This window comes from Nocardioides sp. Root240 (assembly GCF_001428825.1).
Taxonomy (GTDB): Bacteria; Actinomycetota; Actinomycetes; order Propionibacteriales; family Nocardioidaceae; genus Nocardioides.
The window spans coordinates 55708-71141 of record NZ_LMIT01000014.1 but is presented as its reverse complement, the minus strand read 5'-3'; the positions used below and the strand labels follow the sequence as shown (position 1 = coordinate 71141).

At 72.2% G+C, this 15434-nt stretch carries 17 protein-coding genes; 8 read left to right on the top strand and 9 right to left on the bottom strand.

The window, feature by feature from the left end; genetic code table 11:
• Window positions 1-27: 27 nt before the first annotated feature.
• Together ASE20_RS20770 and ASE20_RS20765 are read left to right on the top strand one after the other, a co-directional pair.
• On the top strand, window positions 28-1161 hold the full coding sequence (locus tag ASE20_RS20770; RefSeq protein ID WP_056896488.1) for a glutamate--cysteine ligase: 1134 nt from the start codon (window positions 28-30) through the stop codon (window positions 1159-1161).
• A 117-nt stretch (window positions 1162-1278) separates the two neighbouring features.
• Complete coding sequence (locus tag ASE20_RS20765; protein WP_056896544.1) at window positions 1279-2739, top strand: WS/DGAT/MGAT family O-acyltransferase; 1461 nt, start codon at window positions 1279-1281, stop codon at window positions 2737-2739.
• Between the two features lies 1 nt (window position 2740).
• On the opposite strand, the gene ASE20_RS20760 is transcribed toward ASE20_RS20765, so the two are convergent.
• The gene (locus ASE20_RS20760) at window positions 2741-3919 is read right to left on the bottom strand and encodes a site-specific DNA-methyltransferase (protein WP_225869172.1); all 1179 of its coding nucleotides are present in this window, start codon (window positions 3917-3919) and stop codon (window positions 2741-2743) included.
• 26 nt (window positions 3920-3945) lie between these two features.
• Between ASE20_RS20760 and ASE20_RS20755 the strand changes: the two genes are divergently transcribed.
• Window positions 3946-4551 (top strand): mismatch-specific DNA-glycosylase, encoded by a 606-nt coding sequence (locus ASE20_RS20755; RefSeq protein ID WP_056896487.1) that lies wholly within the window; start codon window positions 3946-3948, stop codon window positions 4549-4551.
• On the opposite strand, the gene ASE20_RS20750 is transcribed toward ASE20_RS20755, so the two are convergent.
• Genes ASE20_RS20750 through ASE20_RS20730 form a run of 5 tightly spaced genes read right to left on the bottom strand, consistent with a single transcriptional unit; the run spans window position 4544 to window position 9059 of the window.
• Entirely contained in the window at window positions 4544-5179 is a 636-nt protein-coding gene (locus tag ASE20_RS20750; protein WP_056896486.1) for a class I SAM-dependent methyltransferase, read from the bottom strand. The genes ASE20_RS20755 and ASE20_RS20750 overlap by 8 nt on opposite strands.
• On the bottom strand, window positions 5176-5850 hold the full coding sequence (locus ASE20_RS20745) for a hypothetical protein (RefSeq protein WP_056896485.1): 675 nt from the start codon (window positions 5848-5850) through the stop codon (window positions 5176-5178). Before ASE20_RS20745 ends, ASE20_RS20750 begins: the two co-directional genes overlap by 4 nt.
• A gap of 9 nt (window positions 5851-5859) precedes the next feature.
• Window positions 5860-6741, bottom strand: coding sequence for an SCO6745 family protein (locus ASE20_RS20740; RefSeq protein ID WP_056896484.1), 882 nt, complete (start codon window positions 6739-6741; stop codon window positions 5860-5862).
• A gap of 51 nt (window positions 6742-6792) precedes the next feature.
• Window positions 6793-7344, bottom strand: a complete 552-nt coding sequence (locus ASE20_RS20735) for a hemerythrin domain-containing protein (RefSeq protein ID WP_056896483.1) — start codon at window positions 7342-7344, stop codon at window positions 6793-6795.
• Entirely contained in the window at window positions 7341-9059 is a 1719-nt protein-coding gene (locus tag ASE20_RS20730; RefSeq protein ID WP_056896482.1) for an FAD-dependent oxidoreductase, read from the bottom strand. The genes ASE20_RS20735 and ASE20_RS20730 overlap by 4 nt, the downstream gene beginning before the upstream one ends.
• 71 nt (window positions 9060-9130) lie before the next feature.
• Between ASE20_RS20730 and ASE20_RS20725 the strand changes: the two genes are divergently transcribed.
• Entirely contained in the window at window positions 9131-9850 is a 720-nt protein-coding gene (locus ASE20_RS20725) for an HNH endonuclease family protein (protein ID WP_056896481.1), read from the top strand.
• A 16-nt stretch (window positions 9851-9866) separates the two neighbouring features.
• Here the strand turns inward: ASE20_RS20725 and ASE20_RS20720 are convergent, their stop codons facing one another.
• A complete protein-coding gene (locus ASE20_RS20720; protein ID WP_056896480.1) occupies window positions 9867-11243 on the bottom strand; it encodes a GntP family permease in 1377 nt (458 codons plus the stop codon).
• Window positions 11244-11253: 10 nt separating this feature from the next.
• Window positions 11254-11787: a gluconokinase gene (locus tag ASE20_RS20715; protein ID WP_056896479.1), complete on the bottom strand. Its 534-nt coding sequence runs from the start codon at window positions 11785-11787 to the stop codon at window positions 11254-11256.
• 118 nt (window positions 11788-11905) lie between these two features.
• Here ASE20_RS20715 and ASE20_RS20710 point away from each other — a divergent pair, with 118 nt between their 5' ends.
• The 3 genes from ASE20_RS20710 (at window position 11906) to ASE20_RS20700 (ending at window position 14565) form a co-directional block, all read left to right on the top strand.
• A complete protein-coding gene (locus ASE20_RS20710) occupies window positions 11906-12610 on the top strand; it encodes a FadR/GntR family transcriptional regulator (RefSeq protein WP_225869171.1) in 705 nt (234 codons plus the stop codon).
• A 3-nt stretch (window positions 12611-12613) separates the two neighbouring features.
• Window positions 12614-13252, top strand: a complete 639-nt coding sequence (locus ASE20_RS20705; RefSeq protein WP_056896477.1) for a hypothetical protein — start codon at window positions 12614-12616, stop codon at window positions 13250-13252.
• A 185-nt stretch (window positions 13253-13437) separates the two neighbouring features.
• Window positions 13438-14565: an ABC transporter permease gene (locus ASE20_RS20700; protein WP_082612718.1), complete on the top strand. Its 1128-nt coding sequence runs from the start codon at window positions 13438-13440 to the stop codon at window positions 14563-14565.
• Here the strand turns inward: ASE20_RS20700 and ASE20_RS20695 are convergent.
• Entirely contained in the window at window positions 14524-14946 is a 423-nt protein-coding gene (locus ASE20_RS20695) for a hypothetical protein (RefSeq protein WP_157538592.1), read from the bottom strand. The two genes, ASE20_RS20700 and ASE20_RS20695, sit on opposite strands and share 42 nt — an antisense overlap.
• Window positions 14947-15030: 84 nt before the next feature.
• Here ASE20_RS20695 and ASE20_RS20690 point away from each other — a divergent pair, with 84 nt between their 5' ends.
• A complete protein-coding gene (locus ASE20_RS20690) occupies window positions 15031-15426 on the top strand; it encodes a DUF2237 family protein (protein ID WP_056896475.1) in 396 nt (131 codons plus the stop codon).
• Window positions 15427-15434: the final 8 nt, after the last annotated feature.

Sequence of the window (15434 nt, the reverse complement as noted above, 5' to 3'; positions counted from 1 at the left end):
AGGTCGGCAAGGCCCTACGCTGAGGCCGTGCGCATCGACTTCCACGGCTCGGCCGAGCCCACGCTGGGGGTGGAGTGGGAGTTCGCGCTGGTCGACCGTCGTACCCGCGACCTCCGCAACGAGGCCGCCCACCTGTTCGCGCGGGCCAAGCCGCGGATGCCCGACCCCGGCAAGCTCCACAAGGAGCTGCTGAAGAACACCGTCGAGGCGGTCACCGGCATCTGCCCGACCGTCGCCGACGCGATGGCAGACCTGCGCAGCACGTTGCAGTACGTCGTCTCCGCGGCCGACGACCTCGACCTCGACCTGTACGGCGCCGGGACCCACCCCTTCGCGGACTGGACCGGCCAGCAGCTGACCGAGGGCAACCGTTACGAGGAGCTCATCAACCGCACGCAGTGGTGGGGCCGGCAGATGCTGATCTGGGGCGTCCACGTGCACGTCGGGCTGCCCGAGCAGAGCCGTGTGATGCCGGTGCTGTCGGCGCTGCTCACCTACTACCCGCACCTGCAGGCGCTCTCGGCGTCGTCCCCGATCTGGATGGGCGTCGACACGGGGTACGCGTCCAACCGGGCACTGATGTTCCAGCAGCTGCCGACGGCCGGCCTGCCGTTCCAGTTCGAGCGGTGGGAGGAGTTCGAGGCGTTCGCGCACGACCAGATCACCACCGGCGTCATCGACGAGCTGAGCGAGATCCGTTGGGACCTGCGGCCCGCGGTCAAGCACGGCACCCTCGAGAACCGGATCTGCGACGGCGTCTCCACCCTCTCCGACATGGCGGCCCTGGTCGCGCTGATGCACTGCCTGGTCGTCTGGCTCGACGGCCGCGCGGCCGCCGGCGAGACGCTGCCGACGATGCCGCCGTGGCACGTGCAGGAGAACAAGTGGCGCGCCGCCCGGTACGGCGTCGACGCGATCGTCATCCTCGACGCGGACTCCAACGAGCGACTCGTGACCGACGACCTGGCCGACCTCGTCGAGCAGCTCGCCCCCACCGCGGCCCGGCTGGGCTGCGAGGCCGAGCTCGCCACGGTGCTCGACATCCCGGCGCGCGGACCGTCGTACGTGCGCCAGCGTGCCGTCGCGGAGCGGACCGGCGGCGACCTCGTCGCGGTCGTGGACTCGGTCGTGACCGAGCTCCGCAACGAGCTCGACTCCTGAGCCCTGAGCCGCGACACCTCCGAAAACGCCGGAAACACCCGATCCGGTTGTGACGGACGTCTCGAAGCGCAAGGATCGGCAGACTGCACGCGCAGGATGCGACGAAAGGTGCTCCGCATGGTCTCCGTCCCCGGCTTCCGGCCCATCGACCCGACCTCGGCGGCGTTCCTGCTCGCCGAGAACCGGAACCAGCCCATGCACGTCGGCGGCCTGCAGCTGTTCGAGCCCCCGGCGGACGCCGGACCGGGCTACGTGCGCGAGATGTTCGAGTCGATGCGCGACACCGAGAAGATCGCGCCGCTGTTCCTGAAGCACCCGTACCGCTCCGCGAAGACCGCCGGCACGCTGGTCTGGCGCGACGACGAGCAGTTCGACATCGAGCACCACGTCCGGCACAGCGCACTCCCCCAGCCCGGCCGGGTCCGCGAGCTGCTCGAGCTCGTCGGCCGCCTGCACTCCACCCGGCTCGCATGGGAGCGGCCGCTGTGGGAGACCCACGTCATCGAGGGCCTCGCCGACGGCCGGGTCGCGATGTACACCAAGCTCCACCACTCCCTCGTCGACGGCATCTCGGCGATGCGCCTGATGGCGAGCGTGCTGTCCTCCGACCCGGACCGCCGCAACATGGGGGCCCCGTTCGCCGACGGTGCGGCCCGGCGCAGGAAGCCCGAGGAGACGGCCGAGTCGTTGCCCGCCGCCGCCGTCGACGCCGCCACGACGGCCGCCAAGACCATCGCGGACCTTCCGGCCGACGTGCTGCGGGGCGCGATGAGCATCAGCGCCGAGGCCGCCGGCATGCCGATCGCGCTGGTCAAGACGCTGCGCAAGGGGTTGAGGAACGAGACCTCCGCGGTCTCGCTCGCCGCCCCGCGCACGATCTTCAACCAGTCGATCACCGGCGCCCGCCGCTTCGCCGCGCAGGACTGGCCGGTCGAGCGGATGCGCGCCGTAGGCAAGTCCACCGGTACGACGATCAACGACGTCGTCCTCGCGATGTGCAGCGGCGCGATGCGGACCTACCTCGACGAGCTCGACGCGCTGCCCGACCGCTCGCTGGTCTCGATGGTCCCGGTCGGCCTCAACGCCAAGCAGGCCGGCACCGCCTCGTCCGCCGGCGGCAACGCGATCGGCTCGGTGATGGTCCGCCTCGCCACCGACCTCGCCGACCCCGCCGACCGGCTGCGCACGATCAGCCGGTCGATGAAGGACGGCAAGGAGGCGCTGTCGTCGATGACGCCGACCCAGATCGTCGCGATGAGCGCGATCGGCATGGCGCCGTCGATCGTCATCCCGGCCCTGGGCATGCAGGGCATGGTCCGCCCGCCGTTCAACCTCATCATCAGCAACGTGCCGGGCCCGCGGGTCCCGCACTACTGGAACGGCGCGCAGCTCGTCGGCAACTACCCCGTCTCGATCCCGATCAACGGCATGGCGCTCAACATCACCTGCACGTCGTACGCCGGCAACATGGGCTTCGGTCTGACTGGTTGCCGCCGCACGGTGCCGCACCTGCAGCGGCTGCTGACCTTCCTCGACGACGAGCTCGCCGCGCTGGAGAAGGCCGCGGGGATCGCCTGAGCTAACGCTCGCGGTAGCCGCCGCCGACCTGGTCCGCGACGGCACGCAGCCGCGCCCTGGTGATGGCCGAGACGGTGGCATAGCCGGCTCGCTCGGCGTTCGAGCCGACCCGCGTCGGCTCGGGCGCGTTGACCGACAGGCAGGTGCGCACGCCGCCGTCGGCCGCGTTCGCCAGCGCCACCGCGTGCCCGGTCGTGCCGCTGCCGGCGAAGTAGTCGAGGACCCGCGCGTCGGCCGGCATGGTGTCGAGGATCCTGCGGACCAGGCCCGTGGGCTTGGGCGACTCGAAGACGTGGCCGAGCACGTCCTTGAGCTCGGCGACCGCGGTGTCGGTGGAGCCGATCTCCTCGGCCAGCCAGATGGTGCGCAGCTTCTTGCGCCGACCGCCGACCGGGTGGCGCCAGTCCCGCTGGAACACGTCGACCCGCTCCCCCCGCGGGCCCCGCACCGCCCGGCACTCGAGGTCGTCGGGCCGTTCGTCGATGCGCGGGCGCGACCAGCGCCAGACGGCCGGCGTACCGTCGCCGAAGACGGGCTTGATCTCGACCGCGCCGTCGAAGGGCGCGGTCGAGACCCGGCCGGACGACGGGTCGCCCCAGACCGCGAAGTGCAGCGTGGGCGCGGTGAGCGGGTTGAACTTCTTGTTGGTGTTGCGCAGCGGGAGCCGCCGGTAGCGGCGTCCGTCGCTCGCCTCGAGCGGGAAGTCGGACTCGACCACCGTGCTCGCCGAGGAGGCGTCGAGCACGCACTGCTCGGCGTCCCGCGCGTAGACGAGGAGGTATTCGTGCGAGGTCGCGAAGCCCCTGCCCAGCTGGCGGCCCTTCGGGTTCAGGTTGACCACCACCTGCGCGAGGAAGTTCTCCTCGCCGTACACCTCGTCGAGCAGCAGCCGCAGGTACGCCGCCTCGTGGTCGTCGATGCTCACGAAGATCGCGCCCGTCGGCGCCAGCACCCGGCGCCCCGCCTCCAGCCGCGGGCGCATGAAGGCCAGCCACGCGGCGTGCCGGCCCCGCGCACCCTCGCCGCGCTCGCCGCGGAAGTCGTCGCGGTAGGCGAAGTCGTTGCCGGTGTTGTAGGGCGGGTCGATGTAGACCAGGTCGAAGGAGTCGGCGGGCAGCGTCGCCAGCACGTCGAGGTTGTCGCCCTCGACGAAGGTGTTCCAGGCCGGCTCCACGGTCACCGGCTCATCGTGACAGGCTCGACGCCGTGACACCTGCGCAGCGCCGTTCCTTCACCCGGGCCGAGCTCGAGTCGTACCGCGACGCGGTGGTCCCCGACCTGCTCCCGAACGCGCCCGGACAGCAGCTGAGGCTGCTCTTCGTCGGCATCAACCCGGGCCTGTGGACCGCCGCGACCAGCACCCACTTCGCCCACCCGGGCAACCGCTTCTACCCCGCGCTGCTCCGCGCGGGCGTGATCACGGAGCCGATCGACCCCGCGAACGGGATGGACGAGGCCGAGCGCGACGTGCTGCGCAACCGCGGCATCGGCATCAGCAACGTGGTCCACCGTGCCACCGCGAAGGCGGCGGAGCTGAGCGACGAGGAGCTCAGGGCCGGCGGGGTCCAGCTCACCGACCTGGTCGCGCGGGAGCGACCGCGCGTGGTCGCCATCGCGGGCATCACGGCGTACCGGACCGCCTTCGGCCTCCCCAAGGCGAAGCCGGGCCGCCAGCCCGACACGCTCGACGACCTGTGGTCCGGCGCCGAGCTGTGGGTCGTCCCCAACCCGAGCGGCCTCAACGCCCACGAGACCGTCGACTCGCTCGCTGCTGCCTACCGCGAGGTCGGCGAGGCGGCCGGGATCATCTGACGGCCGTCCCCACGACCATGGGGACGACGGTCGCCGCACCGCCCGGCATCCGGAGGTGCTCGACCTCGGCGACCCGGAACGGCGAGTCCCGGAACATGCCCAGGAAGTCACGGTTCGGGTGGCAGCCGTCGGCGACCCGGACCTGCAGCGGCGTCGCCACCTCCTGCAGCACCCGTCGCAGACCGGTGCCGCGGACGTGCTCGTGGAACAGGAACGACCCGCCCGGTCGCAGCACCCGCGCCAGCTCGGCGAGCGCTGCCTCCGGTCGTTCGAGCGAGCAGAACACCAACGACGCGCTCACGGTGTCGAAGGACGCGTCCGCGAACGGCAGGTCGTAGGCGTCTCCGTCGAGGATCTGCCACGCCCGCGCCCGGATGTCCTGGGTACGACGCTGCAGCTGTTCGCGCAGCGCCGGGTTCGGCTCCACCATGACCAGCTCGGTCACGGCCGGCGGGTAGTGCGGCACGGAGTAGCCGTTGCCCGTGCCGAGGTCGAGGGTCCGGCCGGACGCGTGCGCGAGGTGCCGGGCCCGGATCGCCGCCTGGCCGGCCTCCTCGGCGCGCCCCATCACCGAGGGGTACCAGCGCGCGAAGAAGCGCTGGCCACGAGTTCCGCGTCCGGTGCTCATGGAGCGCTCGTCCTCTCGACCGTGTCCTTGCCGGAGACCCGGGCCACCATGAGCGGCTCGGTCCCGTCCGGTGGCACGCTGACCCGCACCTCCCACGTGTAGGCGTCCTCCGAGTCCGCCAGCGCGTCGCGGGCCGCCTCGACCATCGCGGCCGGGTCGACGACGGTGATGTCGAAGGGCGTCGGTTTGTCGTAGCCGGTGTAGAAGTTCTTCCTCACGCGGACGGTGACGTCGTCGGAGTAGCTGTTGGTCTCGACGTACCTGCTCTCGTCCTTGCCCGGGTCGAAGTACTCGACCGTCATGGAGTACTCGTCGAGGTGGACCGCAACCGGCTGCCGGTCGCCCTCCTCGGAGCGAGCAGCCGCCAAGCCGTCGGCGATGAAGGCCTCGTCGAGGAGCTCGAGGTCGACGTCGCCGGAGGTGTCGTCGTCGTCGTTGCCGGCGCGCACGGCCAGCGCGATCCCGACGACGACCGCCACCACGATGCCGAGGACGACCAGCGGACGCGCCCAGGGAGTTCCCGGCCTGGCAGCGGATGACGCCTTCGGCTTCGTCCGCTGCTTGCGCGGGGACCGCGGCTTCGGAGCAGGCTTCGGGTCCAGCGGGGCCCCGGACTCGGTCCGGGGCTCCCCCGGCGGTCGGTACCGGCTCCACCCGCGCTTGCTCGCCATGCGCGCAGCCTACAAAGCCGGCCGGGGTCCCAGGTCGAGCCCCATCGGGGACTTCCGCGGGATGTCCCCGGACGCCACCACGGCTGCCGACACCGGGCGCAGCAGGGCGATCAGCTCAGCCACCTCCTCGTCCGCAAGCACGGCGAGTGCACTCGCCGCGAGGACGTCGGTCTGCTGCTCGACCCGCTCCTTCAGCTCGCGCCCGGCCTCGGTCAGGCCGGCCGCGGGGTCCACGAGCCCGCGCCGAGCCAGCCCGTCGACGAGCGCGGACCACTCCTGGGCGTCGAGGTGACGAGCGGCGGCGTACACCGACGCCGGCGTGCCGCTGGACAGTGCGTGGAGGACGTGCGCCTCCCGCCCACCGATGTCGGCGGCGGTGAGCGCAGCGACGTGGCCGTCACCGCGGTGCTCCCGCAGCAGGGTCGCCGCGTGCCACAGGCGCGCGAGCGGCTCGGTGGGCGCAGGGAGGGCACGGTTGGCGGCGAACAGCGCGCGCCCGTCCACCGGCGCGGACTCCGCGGCGCGCAGGGCGAGCTCGGCGGCACGGCCCACGGCCCGCTCGTCGAGGCGCTCGCCGAGCATCCGGAGCAGCGCGGCGACCGAGCCGTCGACGCGCGCGGCGAGCGCGGCCGCCGGCGGGGCGAACGCCCAGGCGTCCGGGAGGGAGCGCGCGACGTGGTCGGCCGAGAAGTTGTGGAAGAGAGCACGGACCAGCTCAGGCGACGCCGGCCCGAGCGGCGCTGCGCGGCCGGCGAAGTAGCCCATCCAGAAGCCCTTGTAGCCGGCCGAGCGCAGTGCGGAGAGCGGCTCGGCCGAGAAGTAGGTGACGGCGTGGACGGGCTCGGCGTGACGCCAGAGCTCACGTGCCTGCTGTGCCCGGGGGTGCGCCATGCACCGGGTCTACTCCACGGGTGCCAGCCCGTCCACCGGATGAGGGCGAGGTCACTCAGCGTCCTCGAGCAGGCCTTCCTTCTCGGCCTGGGCCACGATCCGGCGTACGTTGTCGAGCGAGCCGCACCCGGCGTCGATCAGCTCGTTGCGCCGCTGTGCCCACTTCGCGCCCAGGTCGTAGCGCACCTTCGTCGAGGTCTCGGTCCGCGCCGGCTCGAGGATGCTCAGCTCCTCCTCGGCGATGTGGTGGGCGATGAGGTTGCTCAGCTCCTCGGCCGCGTCGGTGAACGCCTTGGTCTCGGTGCCCTTGAGCTCGAGCAGGGCGAGCAGCGCCTGGTTGCCCTCGGCGTGCTCCTCCTTGCCGTGCTCGACGTCGTGGGCGTCCACGTCCTCGGCGGTACGGCGCAGCACCGGGTAGACCAGCTCCTCCTCGGCCTCGCCGTGCGCGATGAGCACGTGGGCGAACGCCTGTCGAACGGCGTCGCGGTCGGCGGTGGCGAGGCGGAGCTGGGAGAGCAACCGCTCGAAGCGTCGGTGGTCGTCGGTGATCAGGTCGATGACATCGCCGGCGGTGGGGCGTCCGAGGTCGATTCCAGAGGTCATGGAGCCGTGGGTACCCGCAAACCCTCGAGGTAGCCGTGGACGAGGGAGACCGCCGAGGCACCCTCTCCGCTGGCGGCGGCGACCCGCTTCATCGAGCCGGAGCGGATGTCGCCGGCAGCGAAGATGCCGGGCACGCAGGTCGCGAGGTTCTCCGGCGGCAGGCCGTCGGCCCAGCACTCGGTGGGGACGTCGCGGCCGGTCAGCACGAAGCCGTGCTCGTCGCGCAGCACGTCGTCACCCAGCCAGTCGCAGTGCGGTGCCGCGCCGATCAGCAGGAACAGCCCGCCCGCCGAGACGCGCTCCTCCTGGCGGGTGCGGACGTCGCAGAGCTGCAGCCAGCCGAGCTGTCCCCCCTCGTCGGCGCCGCCGTCGATGATCTCCGTGCACGGACGCACCTGGATGCGCGGGTTCCACTGGAGCTCGTCGATGAGGTACTTCGACATGGTCGCCGCGAGGTCCTCGCGACGGATCAGGATCGTGACCGACCGAGCGAACCGGGCGAGGTGGACGGCGGCCTGGCCGGCGGAGTTGCCGCCACCGACGACGTAGACGTCGCGGTCCTCCATCTCGCGCGCGGCCGTCATCGCAGCGCCGTAGTTGACGCCCGCGCCGACCAGGTCCTCGAGTGGTGCGACCCCGAGGCGGCGGTAGGCGACGCCCGAGGCGATCAGGATCGAGCGGGCGTGGACCTTGCCACCCTCGGTGATCAGCGTGTGGGGGGCACCGTCGACGCCGGGCGCCAGCTCGACGACCGGCCAGCCGGTGAAGAAGCGAGCGCCGAACCGGATCGCCTGCGTGCGCGCCCGCTGCCCGAGCCGCATGCCGGAGATGCCGCGCGGGAAGCCGAGGTAGTTGCGGATCATCGAGCTGGTGCCGGCCTGGCCGCCGATCACCTCCTGCTCGAGGACCACCGTGCTGAGTCCCTCGGACGCACCGTAGACCGCGGCCGCGAGGCCGGCCGGCCCGGCGCCGACGACGGCCAGGTCGACGACGGTCGTGCAGTCGATGTCGGACGGGCGGCCGTACATCAGGGCCGACAGCTCGCGCACCGACGTCGGCGCGATGATCGGACGGTCGGCGAACGGCTTCGACGAGAGGTGGACGAGCGGGTACGTCGGCGGCGCATCATGCTGGCGTCCGTACAGCTCCTGCGCCTCCTGGCCCTGCGGCGAGTCGGGTGCGTAGGTGCGGTGCGGGAAGCCGACCCGGTCGAGGAAGTCGCGCACGCCCAGCGAGAGCGGCGTCGCCGCCGGTGTGATGATCCGGACCGTGTCGATCTCGGAGGACGCGACGGTCGCACCCCAGTCACTGAGGAGCTCGACCACGGCGTAGTGGAACTCCTCGTCGCGCCGGCCCTGCGGCAGCACGAGGTAGGTGTCGAACTTGCCCTTCGCGAGGTAGGGCCGCAGCGTGTTGGTGTCGTCGGCGAAGCGGCTGATCGGGATCGCCACGATCCGGCGGGCCGTGGGAACCAGCGTGCGCCAGTCGTGCAACGCGAGCAGCACGTTCTCGTCGGGGAGCTCCGAGTCGGTCACGACCATCGCGACCGGCTGCCCGGAGGCCCGGGCCCGCTGCAGGATCGCGGTCGCGTCGGCGGCCGTGGTGGCCGCGCGCACGTCGTACTCGCGCTCGTAGCGGCGGAACTGCTGGGTCAGGACGTCGATCTCCTCGCCCGAGACCAGGAGGATGACGGGGTCCGCTGCCGGTGCGCTCACCGGGCAAGTGTGACAGCGCGAACCTCGTCGTTCGACCCACTTCTGTCGCGGGTTGTCCCTACCGTTCCCTCATGCGGAACGCGGTGGTGGTGCTGGTCGCCCTGGCGGCGGCGCTCCCGCTCACCTCGTGCCGGCTCGTCGACGACGCGGCCCTGTCCGTGGACGCCGGCGGCGACCTGGCTGCTCCGGTCGGGACCGTGGGCCTGCCGGACGCCGACGAGGCGCGGGCGATGCTCGCCGGCCTCACCGTGACCGGCCGGCCACGACCGGCCTCCGACTACGACCGCGACGCCTTCGGGTCGAGCTGGCGCGACGTCGACGGCAACGGCTGCAACCAGCGCGACGACGTCCTGCTGCGCGACGCCGAGCCGGGCTCGGTCCGCACCGGCGACCAGGGCTCGTGCGACCACGACGTGCTGGCCGGCACCTGGACCGACCCCTACACCGCGCGGGTGCTGGTGCTCGACGACCTGAAGGACCCGGCGCAGGCCCAGGCGGTGCAGATCGACCACGTCGTACCGCTGGCGGAGGCGTGGGTGTCGGGCGCCGCGGCGTGGGACGACGCGCGTCGCGAGCAGTACGCCAACGACCTCGGCGCCCTGCTCGCCGTCGACGGCCCGACGAACGCCTCGAAGGGTGCCGACGACCCCGCTGCCTGGCGACCGCGCAAGGCCTACCAGTGCGCCTACGCCGCCCGCTGGGTCGCGACGAAGAGCCGCTGGTCCCTGACGGTCGACCCCAGTGAGGTCGCCGCACTCGAGGAGATGCTGGCGACCTGCACCGGGGCCTGAACGACGGGCCGGCGCGTCAGACCACCAGGTTGAGCGCCATCACGAAGACGAGCCCCGTGACCGACAGCAGGGTCTCCATCGCCGACCAGGTCTTGAGGGTCTGGCCGACGGTCATCCCGAAGTACTCCTTCACCAGCCAGAAGCCGGCGTCGTTGACGTGGGAGAAGAACACCGAGCCGGCACCGATCGCGAGCACCATCAGCGACACCTCGCCGCTGGAGAGCTGGTCGGTCAGCGGCGCGAGCAGGCCCGAGGCGGTGACGGTTGCCACGGTGGCCGAGCCGGTCGCGAGGCGGATCAGGACCGCGACGAACCAGGCGAGCAGGAGCACCGAGATGTTGCTGTCGGCCACACGCTCGGCGACGATCGTGCCGATCCCGGTGTCGACGAGTGACTGCTTGAAGCCACCGCCCGCGGCGACGATCAGCAGGATGCCGGCGACGCCGGGCAGCGAGGACTCCAGCGACTTCGCGACGCCGTCGCGGCCCATCCCGGCGCCGAGGGTGAACATGCCGACCACGACCGCGATGAGCAGGGCGATGAGCGGGGTGCCCAGGATGTCGAGGGTACGACGCAGCGGGTCGGTCGCGTCGTCGATGAAGATGTCGGCGAGGGCCTTGCCCATCATCAGCACGACCGGCAGCAGCACGGACGCGATGGTGACCAGGAAGGACGGCCGGTTCGCAGCATCCTCGTCGACCTGGCCCTCGAACCGGTCCGGCACCTCGACGGTGACGTAGCGGCCGACGAGGCCGAACACCGGTCCGGCGATGATCACGGTCGGGATCGCGATGGCCACGCCGAGCGCGAGCGTCGTACCGAGGTCGGCGCCGAGGTAGTCGATCGCGGTGAGCGGGCCGGGGTGCGGCGGCACCAGGCCGTGCATCGCGGAGAGGCCGGCCAGGGCCGGGATGCCGATCGTGACCAGCGACTGCCCCGACCGGCGGGCGACCAGGTAGATCACCGGCATCAGCAGGACGAGGCCGATCTCGAAGAACATCGGCAGGCCGATGATCGCGCCGACCACCGCCATCGCCCACGGCAGCGCGCGCGGCGCCGCCCGGCCGATGATCGTGTCGACGATCTGGTCGGCGCCACCGCTGTCGGCGAGCAGCTTGCCGAACATCGCACCGAGCGCGATCAGGATGCCGACACCGGCCGCGGTCGAGCCGAAGCCCGTGGTGAAGCTGGCGATCGCGACCTCGACGCTCACGCCGGCCGTGACGCCGACCGTGAGCGCGCCGGCCGTGAGCGCGAGGAACGGGTGCAGCTTCGCGCCGATGATCAGCGCGACGATGACGCCGATGCCGAGCAGCGCGGCGAGGACCAGGCGGCCCTCGGAGGCGACCGGCTGGACGAGGTCCGTGCCGGCGAGGACGAGGTGGGTGGACATGACGTGCTCCTCAGGACTGACGGCCGACGTACGGGCTGTCGACGAACTGCTGGACGATCACGTCGACCGGCTGGTCGACGTCGATGACGAGACCGACCTCGTCCTCGGCCAGCGGTTCGAGCGTGTCGAACTGCGAGTCGAGCAACGAGGCCGGCATGAAGTGGCCGGGACGAGCGGCCTGGCGCCGCGCGATGACCTCGCGGGTGCCGTGGAGGTGGACGAACACCGCCCGCGCTGCGTGAGCGCGGAGCTGGTCGCGGTACGAGCGCTTGAGCGCCGAGCAGCTGATGACGCCGCCCTGCTCGTCGTTGGCCGCGAGCCACCTCCCGATGGTCTCCAGCCACGGGATGCGGTCCTCGTCGTCCAGCGGGATGCCGGCCGTCATCTTGGCGATGTTGGCGGCCGGGTGCAGGTCGTCGGCGTCCTCGAACGGGACGCCGAGGCGCTGCGCGAGCGCCGCGCCGACCGTGGACTTGCCGGAGCCCGACACGCCCATCACGACGAGGAGGGGTGCGCCCCCGTCGTACGGCAGGGTGCTGCTCATGGAACCTCCTGGGCGTTCGGAACTCGCAGGCTGCGATGTGCTGGCCGTCACAGTGTGCAACCATTAATCTGCTTTTAACAACCCCGGAAGCCAAATAAATCTGATCTTTGGAGGAATCGTGGCCCGCACCGCGCTGCACGACGACGTCCTCGACGCGCTCGGACGGCGGATCGTCGGCGGCGAGCTCGCCGTCGGGGCGGTGCTCACGCTCGACATCATCGACACCGAGCACGACGTCAGCCGCTCCGTGTCCCGCGAGGCGGTGCGGGTGCTCGAGTCGATGGGCATGGTCGCCTCGCGCCGTCGCGTCGGCGTGACCGTGCAGCCGCGCACGTCGTGGCACGTGTTCGACCCGCGGTTGATCCGCTGGCGCCTCGACTCCGACGACCGGGCCGCCCAACTGCGGTCGCTCGGCGAGCTGCGCAGCGGCTTCGAACCGGTCGCGGCCGGCCTCGCCGCCGAGCGGGCGACCCCCGAGCAGTGTGGTGCGCTGGCCACCGCCGCGAGCGACATGGTCGTGCACGGCCGGTCCGGAGACCTCGAGGCGTTCCTGCAGGCCGACGTCGCCTTCCACCGGATCCTTCTCGAGGCCTCGGGCAACGAGATGCTGGCGGCCCTCGACGGCGTCGTCGCCGAGGTCCTGGCCGGGCGGACCCATCACCACCTGATGCCCACGCACCCCAAGGACGAGGCCGTCGACCTCCACGTCGAGGTCGCCCGCGCCGTCCGGTCCGGCGACGTGACGGGCGCCCGTGCCGCGATGGCAGCGATCATCTCGGAGGCGACGGGTGCGATCGACGAGGACCCGACTACTCTTGGCTGAGTCATGGAGACCTCCCCCGCACTCGCCGCCCTGACCGACCAGCTGCAGGGTGAGGAGTACGACGTCTCCGAGCCCCTTCCCGGCGTGCTGCACGTCCGCGGCCGGTTCTCGAACCCCGAGCGGATCGCCCTGCGCGCCGCCGCCGATGCCGGCGACCTCGCGCTCGCCGTCTGGGCGACCAGCCACCACGACGACTGGGCACTGGTGTGCTGGGAGCGGCCGGAGCTGGTGACGATCACCCAGAAGGGCGCGACCCCGCAGCGCTGGCGGCACCGCCGGATCCCGGCGACGCTGCGCCCCGACGCGCAGACCTTCCTGGAGGGCGCGTCCTCGCCCTTCGACATCGTGACCCGTCCCAAGCACCAGCCCACCGAGGCCGCTCGCGAGCTGCTCGCCCGCTTCGGCATCACCGACCCGCCGCCGCCCGGCTGGGTCCCGCCGGTCGTCGAGGTCCCCGTGGTCGAGGTGCCCGTCGTCCGCAAGACCACCGTCCCCGCAGCCGGCCCCGGCACCAAGCGCGCGAGCGCGCCGCGAGCGCCGAAGGCGCCCGCCAAGCCGGTCAAGCCGGAGCCGACCGTCGCGGTGTGCCCGAACTGCTTCATGGCGATCCCGGCGACGGGCGTGTGCGACAACTGCGGCTGACCGACCCGGACCCGCCGGCTGGCCGCGTCGCGAGCGGCGTCAGGTGGGTGCGATCGCAAGGCGCGGGCGCGACGGCGGTCTGGTTGCACCATCGAGCGTCCGCAACGCCGCGAGCGTGCCCACATGGCGACGCGCAGCAGCGGGCAGACGGTGGATCTGGGTCGTGGTTGGGACATGCTGGGGCCATGAGCGACACGTCTCCTGCTCCCGAGCCCCTCGGCCTGCGCAAGCTGTCGAGGCTCGGCCTCGCGATCGCCGTCACCGGCGCACTGATCCAGCTCGTCCTGGCGGTCTACTACCTCGCCATGGCGCACTCCCCCTCGCCGCACGACCTCCCGGTCGGCGTCGTCGGGACCGCCGAGCAGCAGGCCCAGGCCCAGCAGCTGGAGGCCGACGGCGAGTTCACCGTCGAGTCCTACGCCGACGCCGACGCCCTGCAGCAGGCCATCCGCGAGCGGAACGCCTACGGCGGTGTGGCCTTCGCCGGCAACAACCCGACCCTGTACGTCGCCTCGGCCGCCTCGCCGTCGGTGGCCAACCTGTTCAAGGCCCAGTACACGAAGGTCTACCAGCAGCAGATCGCCGACCAGGTGACGTCACTGACCGCAGCCGGCAAGCCGGTGCCCGTCGCGACGGTCGCCGCCCTCACCACGCCGCCGCCGGTCACCGACGTCGTCCCCCTGCCCGAGGACGACAGCGCCGGCAGCTCGCTCGGCTTCGTCATCCAGGCCCTGTGCCTCGGCGGCTCGATCGCCTCGATCGCGCTCGGCCGGCTGCGGCGGCTCACGGAGCGCTCGGCCCGGCGCGGGCTGGGCCATGCCTCCCTTCTCGTCGTCTACGCGCTGGGCTCCTCGGCCGTGGCCCTGCTCGCGATGGCGTTGTTCGGTGTGGGTGACCAGGCCGACCACTTCACGCTCTTCTGGGGCCTGGCCCTGATCTCGCTCGCGGTGACCGCCTCCACCGCCGCCTTCGTCGCCCTCATCGGCCCGGCCGGGTCGCTGATCGGCGGCCTGTACTTCACCGTCGGGCTGATCATCTCCGGCTCGTCGATCGCCCCGGAGATGCTGCCGAGGGCCGGTCACACGGTCGGGCAGCTGCTGCCGCCGGGCGCCGGCGCCACGGTGGCCCGCGACGCGATGTACTTCCCGGACGCGGCCACCGGCAGCGCCTTCGTCGTGCTGGCGGCCTACGCCCTCGGTGGCCTCGCGGTGATCCTGTACTGCAACACCGCGGCCAACCGGACGCGGTTCACCCAGGCGTTGCTGCGCCGCTCATCCGGCGGCGGCGAGGTCGTCGGGAGCAGCGACGCGTAGCTCGACGTCGTTGGCGAGGTGCACCGGCCAGCGGGCGCACACGCCCGACAGCGCCCGCGCCCACGCGAGGTCGCCCGGCGTGCGCCCCGGCCCGCCCGGGCGGGCGTAGAGGAAGGCGCAGCTGCGCCGCTCGTCGAGCAGGTGCTCCAGCATCCCGGCGAGGCCGGCGCGATCGGCGGACGTCGGGTGCAGCGGCACGTCCTCGACCTCGAGCAGGTGGCGTGGTCGCTCGCCGTCGACGAAGAGCAGCCACAGCTGCGGCGTCGCGAAGCCGAGCCGACCCATGAGCGTGCACCAGGTGCGCTCGAGGGCGGCCTGGTCGGTCAACGGCGGCATCAGGTGGGGCGGGAGGAGGGGTGGGTTCTCGTGGTCTCGTGTCATGGGAACCACCTTGCGCCCTCGGTCCGACATCCGGGGTCGGTCATCCACAGGCCCGGGTCGGCACAGGGAACTAGGCTGTGGATCGTGGACGAGCGGAACGTTGTCGGGAGCGCCCTGGAGCCCTGCGGCACCGACCCGGTGACCGGCTTCCTGCGCGACGGGAACTGCTCCTGCGGCCCCGAGGACGTCGGCCTGCACGCCGTCTGCGCGGTGATGACCGAGGAGTTCCTCGCCCACCAGCGCTCGGTCGGCAACGACCTGTCGACGCCTCGTCCGGAGTGGCGCTTCCCCGGCCTGCACCCGGGCGACCGGTGGTGCGTCGTGGCAGCGCGCTGGCTGCAGGCGTACGCCGAGGGGGCTGCCGCCCCCGTCGTCCTCGCCTCGACCAACGAGCGCGCGCTCGAGCTGATCCCGATCGAGCTGCTGCGCGAGCACTCGGTCGACGTGCCCGACGACCCGGGCGCGCTCAGCGCCGACTGACGTCTCGG